General features: G+C 30.6%; 10 protein-coding genes. All 10 read left to right on the plus strand.

Going from position 1 to position 8,910, the window contains the following annotated elements; translation table 11 throughout:
- Nucleotides 1–493: 493 nt before the first annotated feature.
- Nucleotides 494–919 carry a hypothetical protein gene (locus DKK70_RS16445; protein WP_110434943.1) on the plus strand — a complete coding sequence of 142 codons (426 nt, stop codon included), beginning with the start codon at nt 494–496 and terminating at the stop codon, nt 917–919.
- A gap of 398 nt (nt 920–1,317) precedes the next feature.
- Nucleotides 1,318–1,743, plus strand: coding sequence for a hypothetical protein (locus DKK70_RS16450; protein WP_110434944.1), 426 nt, complete (start codon nt 1,318–1,320; stop codon nt 1,741–1,743).
- 383 nt (nt 1,744–2,126) lie between these two features.
- Nucleotides 2,127–2,552, plus strand: a complete 426-nt coding sequence (locus DKK70_RS16455) for a hypothetical protein (RefSeq protein WP_110434945.1) — start codon at nt 2,127–2,129, stop codon at nt 2,550–2,552.
- Nucleotides 2,553–2,924: 372 nt separating this feature from the next.
- Nucleotides 2,925–3,350, plus strand: a complete 426-nt coding sequence (locus DKK70_RS16460) for a hypothetical protein (RefSeq protein WP_110434945.1) — start codon at nt 2,925–2,927, stop codon at nt 3,348–3,350.
- Nucleotides 3,351–3,858: 508 nt separating this feature from the next.
- Nucleotides 3,859–4,290, plus strand: a complete 432-nt coding sequence (locus DKK70_RS16465) for a hypothetical protein (protein WP_110434946.1) — start codon at nt 3,859–3,861, stop codon at nt 4,288–4,290.
- A gap of 457 nt (nt 4,291–4,747) precedes the next feature.
- Nucleotides 4,748–5,179 (plus strand): hypothetical protein, encoded by a 432-nt coding sequence (locus DKK70_RS16470; RefSeq protein WP_110434947.1) that lies wholly within the window; start codon nt 4,748–4,750, stop codon nt 5,177–5,179.
- 531 nt (nt 5,180–5,710) lie between these two features.
- Entirely contained in the window at nt 5,711–6,478 is a 768-nt protein-coding gene (locus DKK70_RS16475; protein WP_110434948.1) for a DUF6882 domain-containing protein, read from the plus strand.
- 126 nt (nt 6,479–6,604) lie between these two features.
- Nucleotides 6,605–7,027: a hypothetical protein gene (locus tag DKK70_RS16480; RefSeq protein ID WP_110434949.1), complete on the plus strand. Its 423-nt coding sequence runs from the start codon at nt 6,605–6,607 to the stop codon at nt 7,025–7,027.
- Nucleotides 7,028–7,323: 296 nt separating this feature from the next.
- The gene (locus DKK70_RS16485; protein ID WP_110434950.1) at nt 7,324–7,746 is read left to right on the plus strand and encodes a hypothetical protein; all 423 of its coding nucleotides are present in this window, start codon (nt 7,324–7,326) and stop codon (nt 7,744–7,746) included.
- A gap of 496 nt (nt 7,747–8,242) precedes the next feature.
- Nucleotides 8,243–8,671, plus strand: a complete 429-nt coding sequence (locus DKK70_RS16490) for an NTF2 fold immunity protein (RefSeq protein WP_110434951.1) — start codon at nt 8,243–8,245, stop codon at nt 8,669–8,671.
- The last annotated feature ends 239 nt before the right edge of the window (nt 8,672–8,910 follow it).

Below are 8,910 nucleotides of genomic sequence, written 5' to 3' on the forward strand. Positions count from 1 at the left end.
TAAAAATAAAGAGTGGCGAATCGATAAAAAAGAAGTCTATAATGACCAGGACGATAAATGGGAAAAATTGTCATTATAGTGGGTAGTTAAATTAAAGTTTAACGATATTAATTTGCAGTAAGTGCAGTAAACTTTTAAATCGCAGTTTTAAATATAGTTCACTCTTAATATGCATCGTTGCCATCTTCAATCAGTTAAAACCGGTCAGGTTTTAACTGAACCTTCCTATTTTGCCTATTTAAAATACAGATACTAGAAGACTAGCCTAATAAACGGCGTAATTGACATGAAATCAAATCATGTAAACCACTATTTTCTTCATCTATTTCTAATTTATCCTAACCTAGAAAGGTGTTTGATAATCTAAATAAGTATATTGGTTAGCAAAAGTTGATAAACATACTTGTGTATATTTTAATCTAGCGCTATTGTTTACTATGATAGTTCCAGTTCTTTAGATTAAAGGAAATAACCATAAGGAAATTGTATAAACATGGCAAAGACAACATATAATAATCCTTATCATCCATATCCATATGAGATGCGCGGGCAATTTGCAGAAAAACAGGAGAAAGATAAGACTCGTTTTTTTGAGGTTCATTCATTTAAATATGATGAAGAAGAAATTAAATGGTTAAAAGAAAATGATATGTTTGAACACTCTGGATATGATACGTATATCGAGCGGTTAAATAGACCAATTACTGATAGTGATAATGTTTTTTATTTGTACTATATTGAAACTTATTATGCGGATCCTAATCAAGACGATATTGAACTATTTAATGAAAGCTCTGATTGTTATGAGACTTATTATTTTCAAAATATTGATGAATTACTCGAATTTGCTAATCATAAATGGGGATTGGTTTTAAGTGATTTTGTACAGAAACATAAAACCCATATACCATCATATTAAAAACAGTTAACCGCCGGATAGCCATCCGGCTTCTTATAAAATTAATTATTAGTTACATAGCCGTATTCTCTATGTTTTGGTACTAGTTAATCACCATTAATCAAATCAGGTAGACCGTTATTTTTTGTATCTATTTCTAATCTATCCTAACCTAAGTTTAGGTGATTTGTTTGATAAACGGGGTAATTGACGTGAAGTTAAATCATGTAAACCACCATTTTCTTCATCTATTTCTAATTTATCCTAACCTAGAAAGGTGTTTGATAATCTAAATAAGTATATTGGTTAGCAAAAGTTGATAAACATACTTGTGTATATTTTAATCTAGCGCTATTGTTTACTATGATAGTTCCAGTTCTTTAGATTAAAGGAAATAACCATAAGGAAATTGTATAAACATGGCAAAGACAACATATAATAATCCTTATCATCCATATCCATATGAGATGCGCGGGCAATTTGCAGAAAAACAGGAGAAAGATAAGACTCGTTTTTTTGAGGTTCATTCATTTAAATATGATGAAGAAGAAATTAAATGGTTAAAAGAAAATGATATGTTTGAACACTCTGGATATAATACGTATATCGAGCGGTTAAATAGACCAATTACTGATAGTGATAATGTTTTTTATTTGTACTATATTGAAACTTATTATGCGGATCCTAATCAAGACGATATTGAACTATTTAATGAAAGTTCTGATTGTTATGAGACTTATTATTTTCAAAACATTGATGAATTACTCGAATTTGCTAATCATAAGTGGGGATTGGTTTTAAGTGATTTTGTACCGAGTTATAAAACCCATATGCCATTATCTTAAAAACAGTTAACCGCCGGATAGCCATCCGGCTTTTTGTAATATTAGTTACATAGCCGTATTCCCGTATCTCTCCTCTGTTTTTGGTAACTAGTTAATCACCATTAATCAAATCAGGGAGACCGTTATTTTTTGCATCTATTTCTAATTTGTCCTAACCGCAGTTTAGACGATTTACTTAATTCTGTATTTATTTCCAATTTATTCTGACAGTTAATTTAGGAGACTAACCTAACCTAGAAGGGGGTTAGATAATCTAAATAAGTATATTGGTTAGTAAAAGTTGATAAACATACTTGTGTATATTTTAATCTAGCGCTATTGTTTACTATGATAGTTCCAGTTCTTTAGATTAAAGGAAATAACCATAAGGAAATTGTATAAACATGGCAAAGACAACATATAATAATCCTTATCATCCATATCCCTATGAGATGCGCGGGCAATTTGCAGAAAAACAAGAGAAAGACAAGACTCGGTTTTTTGAGATTGATTCATATAAATATGATAAAGAAAAAATAAAACGGTTAAAAGAAAATGATTTGTTTGAAAGTTCTTATGCTGCTATGTGTATCGAACAGTTGAATAGCCCAATTACTGATAGTGATAATGTTTTTTATTTGTATAAGATTGCAACTTATTATGCGGATCCTAATCAAGACGATCCTGAATTATTTAATGAAAGCACTTATTGTCATGAACGTTATTATTTTCAAAACATTGATGAATTACTCGAATTTGCTAATCATAAGTGGGGATTGGTTTTAAGTGATTTTGTACAGAAACATAAAACCCATATACCATCATATTAAAAACAGTTAACCGCCGGATAGCATCCGGCTTTTTGTAATATTAGTTGCATAGCCGTATTCCCCCTATGTTTTGGTACTAGTTAATCAGCATTAATCAAATCAGGGAGACCGTTATTTTTTGTATCTATTTCTAATTTGTCCTAACCGCAGTTTAGACGATTTACTTAATTCTGTATTTATTTCCAATTTATTCTGACAGTTAATTTAGGAGACTAACCTAACCTAGAAGGGGGTTAGATAATCTAAATAAGTATATTGGTTAGTAAAAGTTGATAAACATACTTGTGTATATTTTAATCTAGCGCTATTGTTTACTATGATAGTTCCAGTTCTTTAGATTAAAGGAAATAACCATAAGGAAATTGTATAAACATGGCAAAGACAACATATAATAATCCTTATCATCCATATCCCTATGAGATGCGCGGGCAATTTGCAGAAAAACAAGAGAAAGACAAGACTCGGTTTTTTGAGATTGATTCATATAAATATGATAAAGAAAAAATAAAACGGTTAAAAGAAAATGATTTGTTTGAAAGTTCTTATGCTGCTATGTGTATCGAACAGTTGAATAGCCCAATTACTGATAGTGATAATGTTTTTTATTTGTATAAGATTGCAACTTATTATGCGGATCCTAATCAAGACGATCCTGAATTATTTAATGAAAGCACTTATTGTCATGAACGTTATTATTTTCAAAACATTGATGAATTACTCGAATTTGCTAATCATAAGTGGGGATTGGTTTTAAGTGATTTTGTACAGAAACATAAAACCCATATACCATCATATTAAAAACAGTTAACAGCCGGATAGCCATCCGGCTTCTTATAAAATTAATTATTAGTTACATAGCCGTATTCCCGTATCTCTCCTCTGTTTTTGGTAACTAGTTAATCACCATTAATCAAATCAGGTAAACCGTTATTTTTTGTATCTATTTCTAATCTATCCTAACTGCAGTTTTGGCAAGTTGCTTGATAAACGGTGTGATTAACATGAAATCAAATCATCAAAACCACTATTTTCTTCATCTATTTCTAATCTATTCTAACCTCAGTTTTAGGAAATTTGTTTGATAAACGACGTAATTGACATGAAATCAAATCATGTAAACCATCATTTTCTTCATCTATTTCTAATTTATCCTAACCTAGAAGGGGGGTAGATAATCTAAATAAGTATATTAGTTAGCAAAAGTTGATAAACATACTTGTGTATATTTTAATCTAGCGCTATTGTTTACTATGATAGTTCCAGTTCCCTAGATTAAAGGAAATAACCATAAGGAAATTGTATAAACATGGCAAAGACAACATATAATAATCCTTATCATCCATATCCCTATGAGATGCGCGGGCAATTTGCAGAAAAACAAGAGAAAGACAAGACTCGGTTTTTTGAGATTGATTCATATAAATATGATAAAGAAAAAATAAAACGGTTAAAAGAAAATGATTTGTTTGAAAGTTCTTATGCTGCTATGTGTATCGAACAGTTAAATAGCCCAATTACTGATAGTGATAGTGTTTTTTATTTGTATAAGTTTGAAACTTATTATGCGGATCCTAATCAAGACGATATTGAACTATTTAATGAAAGCTCTGATTGTTATGAGACCTATTATTTTCAAAACATTGATGAATTACTCGAGTTTGCTAATCATAAGTGGGGATTGGTATTAAGTGATTTCGTACCGAGTCGCGAAACACATTTCCCACTTAAAAATCTTTAACAGCCGGATACCCATCCGGCTTTTTATAAAATTAATTATTAGTTACATAGCCGTATTCCCCCTATGTTTTGGTACTAGTTAATCACCATTAATCAAATCAGGTAGACCGTTATATTTCTAATTTATACTAACCTAAGTTTAGGTGATTTGTTTGATAAACGGGGTAATTGACGTGAAGTTAAATCATGTAAATCACTATTTTCTTCATCTATTTCTAATCTATCCTAACCGTTAATTTAGACGATTTACTTGATTCTGTATTTATTTCCAATTTATTCTGACAGTTAACTTAGGAGACTAGCCTAACCTAGAAGGGGGGTAGATAATCTAAATAAGTATATTGGTTAGCAAAAGTTGATAAACATACTTGTGTATATTTTAATCTAGCGCTATTGTTTACTATGATAGTTCCAGTTCCCTAGATAAAAGGAAATAACCATAAGGAAATTGTATAAACATGGCAAAGACAACATATAATAATCCTTATCATCCATATCCATATGAGATGCGCGGGCAATTTGCAGAAAAACAAGAGAAAGACAAGACTCGTTTTTTTGAGGTTGATTCATATAAATATGATAAAGAAAAAATAAAACGGTTAAAAGAAAATGATTTGTTTGAAAGTTCTTATGCAGCTATGTGTATCGAACAGTTAAATAGACCAATTACTGATAGTGATAATGTTTTTTATTTGTATAAGATTGCAACTTATTATGCGGATCCTAATCAAGACGATCCTGAATTATTTAATGAAAGCTCTGATTGTTATGAGACTTATTATTTTCAAAACATTGATGAATTACTCGAATTTGCTAATCATAAGTGGGGATTGGTATTAAGTGATTTCGTAGCGAGTCGCGAAACACATTTCCCACTTAAAAATCTTTAACAGCCGGATAGCCATCCGGCTTTTTATAAAATTAATTATTAGTTACATAGCCGTATTCCACTTATGTTTTGGTACTAGTTAATCACCATTAATCAAATCAGGTAGACTGTTATTTTTTGCATCTATTTCTAATCTATCCTAACCGTAATAGCCGATATGACTAATAAACTGAGTAATTATTATCATAAGTTCGATATCGCGAAGCGACCTATCAAGCGAAAATTAAATTAGTTTTATAACGGTAGCTCACTAAAAGATAGCGAAAACGTTAATAGATTTTATCTATATTCATCTCTATGATTTTGCATAAGAATAGTTAACTTGACTGTATCAATCGTTTGCTTAATAATTGAGCATACAAAACCGGAAATGAGTCATGATAAAAAGGTTTGGTTTATTTCTCCTACTTAATCACCGAAATATCAGGTAGCAAATTGACAACATCATCTTAAAATTTTATTGGATGAATTTATAAAAATTAAATTATTTAAAATAATGAGTAATATTTAGATCTAAAAGTAAGGATGATATATGCAATTCTGGAAAAAATTATTATCAAAAAATAAAAAACTTGACCAATTTGGAGCGCATCAAGAAAAACAAACATTAGAAACCCTTATCGAACAATATGTTGGACTTGCTTTTGAAAAGCAAATGGATTTAGATGGTGTTATCAACGATAAGCCTTGGCAAATTGATATGCTCAAACAGCAACTTGTTTTTGGTAATGATTTATATTGTTCTTTTCAGCTATTGGGATCTTTTTCACATTTGAGCGAGACTTGGCTTTGGGCTTGGGGAAATGAGCAAGCTGATCTTCCAAAAAATGTTATCGAACAGTCTCTTGAGCTTAAAAAATTTGGTGAAGAGAACAATATTGATTTATTTAAATTTCCTAAATTTGATGCCACCAAAGAAGATCTACATCCATTGGGAATTATTGCAAGTGGTATGTTTAACTCAAGTGGTTATTATGTCGGTAATTATGGTCAAGGTACACTTGTGTTAACTTTTAATAATGATTATATTGACCAAATTCATCAAGAGAAGGATACGCATTACCGCGTTGCTAGTGTAATCTCGCAATATATTGCCGGCTTTGAAGTAAATCACTATGCTGCGATAAAATACTATTTGCTAGCTAAAGATTATCAAATAACGTTTGATGATGGTTTAAAGCTGATCGCAACCAAAGGTGAAAAACAAATTAGCGCAGAATTTGACGACTCATTGCGCTTACGTAACCTTGATACATCCTGTGATGATTCAGATTTTATCAAAACCAAAGATAAAAACTAAATGCTCATATAGGTATTTATGCTCTGATAAACATACTTGTGCATATTTTAATCTAGCGCTATTGTTTACTATGATAGTTCCAGTTCCCTAGATTAAAGGAAATAACCATAAGGAAATTGTATAATCATGACAAAGACAACATATAATAATCCTTATCATCCATATCCATATGAGATGCGTGGGCAATGTGTTGAAAGAAAAGAAAATAATAAAACTCGATTTTTTCAGATTTTTTCACTTGAATATGATGAAAAATATATAGAAAGGTTAAAAGAAATTGATGCGCTAGAACACTCAGACTTTGGTAGATACCTTGGTTGGTTAAATAGACCAATTACTGATAGTGATAATGTTTTTTATTTGTACAAGTTTGAAACTTATTATGCGGATCCTAATCAAGAGGATCTTTATTTATTTAATAAAAGCATTGATTGTTATGAGGCTTATGTTTTTCAAAATATTGATGAATTATTTGAGTATGCTAATCATAAGTGGGGATTGGTTTTAAGTGATTTTGTACCGATTTATGAAACCCATATACCAGATTAAGAACAGTTAACTGCCGGATAGCCATCCGGCTTTTTGTAATATTAGTTACATAGCCGTATTCCCCCTATGTTTTGGTACTAGTTAATCACCATTAATCAAATCAGGTAGACCGTTATTTTTTGTATCTATTTCTAATCTATCCTAACCTAGAAATGTGTTTGATAATCTAAATAAGTATATTGGTTAGTAAAAGTTGATAAACATACTTGTGTATATTTTAATCTAGCGCTATTGTTTACTATGATAGTTCCAGTTCCTTATATTAAAGGAAATAACCATAAGGAAATTGTATAATCATGACAAAGACAACATATAATAATCCTTATCATCCATATCCATATGAGATGCGTGGGCAATGTGCAGAAAGAAAAGAAAATAATAAAACTCGATTTTTTCAGATTTTTTCACTTGAATATGATGAAAAATATATAAAAAGGTTAAAAGAAATTGATGCGCTAGAACACTCAAAGTTAGGTAGATATCTTGGTTGGCTAAATAGACCAATTACTGATAGTGATAATGTCTTTTATTTGTACAAGTTTGAAACTTATTATGCAGATCCTAATCAAGAGGATCTTTATTTATTTAATAAAAGCATTGATTGTTATGAGGCATATGTTTTTCAAAACATTGATGAATTATTTGAGTATGCTAATCATAAGTGGGGATTGGTTTTAAGTGATTTTGTACCGATTTATGAAACCCATATACCAGATTAAGAACAGTTAACTGCCGGATAGCCATCCGGCTTCTTATAAAATTAATTATTAGTTACATAGCCGTATTCCCGTATCTCTCCTCTGTTTTTGGTAACTAGTTAATCACCATTAATCAAATCAGGGAGACCGTTATTTTTTGTATCTATTTCTAATCTATCCTAACCTCAGTTTTAGGAAATCTGTTTGATAAACGACGTAATTGACATGAAATCAAATCATGTAAACCATCATTTTCTTCATCTATTTCTAATCTATCCTAACTGCAGTTTAGGCAAGTTGCTTGATAAACGGGGTAATTGACGTGAAGTTAAATCACCCAAACCACTATTTTCTTCATCTCTTTCTTATTTATCCTAACCTAGAAATACATTGGATAATTTAGATATTTACATTTGTTTGCATAATCGGATTAATGTAATTATACTTAAACTATTGCTGCGATATTATCTGTAATGGTATTGATAAATTAGCTGGTTAGAAAACGGATGGATATATTATGGAACCTAATATACAAGAAGCAGTAGCAGTACTAAAAAAATTTATTATCGCAATGAATAGATGGGAGGTATATTTTTTTAATTTAACTGAAGAATACGATGAAAATAGTAAAAATTCTGATTCTTTAACCCCCAAAATCCTAGAAGAGCTTGATGCTATATTTAAAAGCTATTGTACCTTAAAAGAAAGAAAATACGGAAGGCAAGCTGGTTTAGCTCTTGGATTCCCACCAGATTATTCTCCCGATGAAGAAATACTGGCAACCGAAGTATTAAACAAAAATAAAATTGCCATTGAAACCCAAGATCATTCTATCTTGGAATATCGCTATCGTTATACGCTTCACTATAAAAATAAAGAGTGGCGAATCGATAAAAAAGAAGTCTATAGAGACGAAGACGATAAATGGGAAAGATGGATGTTGTAGGTGAGATATTGTAGGTGAGATATTGTAGGAGATAGTTAAATTAAGATATGACGGTTTTAATTTGCAGTAAGTTTTTAAGTCGCAGTTTTAAAATTTTCTGATAAAAAGTAACCGATAACCGTTAATGGATAATAGAAGTTTATCGTAAGGGAGTAGAAATGAGCACAATTTCGCTTACTGAGTGGGTTGCGATAACAGCAAGATCTCAAATGCCACTTTATGCTGTTTTATCCAATGTT

This window comes from Gilliamella apicola (genome assembly GCF_003202655.1).
GTDB classification, from domain to species: domain Bacteria; phylum Pseudomonadota; class Gammaproteobacteria; order Enterobacterales; family Orbaceae; genus Gilliamella; species Gilliamella apicola_R.

Coding starts and splice junctions, on each gene's coding strand:
- DKK70_RS16445 (WP_110434943.1), top strand. CDS start 494: ATGGCAAAGACAACATATAATAATCCTTATCATCCATATCCATATGAG.
- DKK70_RS16450 (WP_110434944.1), top strand. CDS start 1,318: ATGGCAAAGACAACATATAATAATCCTTATCATCCATATCCATATGAG.
- DKK70_RS16455 (WP_110434945.1), top strand. CDS start 2,127: ATGGCAAAGACAACATATAATAATCCTTATCATCCATATCCCTATGAG.
- DKK70_RS16460 (WP_110434945.1), top strand. CDS start 2,925: ATGGCAAAGACAACATATAATAATCCTTATCATCCATATCCCTATGAG.
- DKK70_RS16465 (WP_110434946.1), top strand. CDS start 3,859: ATGGCAAAGACAACATATAATAATCCTTATCATCCATATCCCTATGAG.
- DKK70_RS16470 (WP_110434947.1), top strand. CDS start 4,748: ATGGCAAAGACAACATATAATAATCCTTATCATCCATATCCATATGAG.
- DKK70_RS16475 (WP_110434948.1), top strand. CDS start 5,711: ATGCAATTCTGGAAAAAATTATTATCAAAAAATAAAAAACTTGACCAA.
- DKK70_RS16480 (WP_110434949.1), top strand. CDS start 6,605: ATGACAAAGACAACATATAATAATCCTTATCATCCATATCCATATGAG.
- DKK70_RS16485 (WP_110434950.1), top strand. CDS start 7,324: ATGACAAAGACAACATATAATAATCCTTATCATCCATATCCATATGAG.
- DKK70_RS16490 (WP_110434951.1), top strand. CDS start 8,243: ATGGAACCTAATATACAAGAAGCAGTAGCAGTACTAAAAAAATTTATT.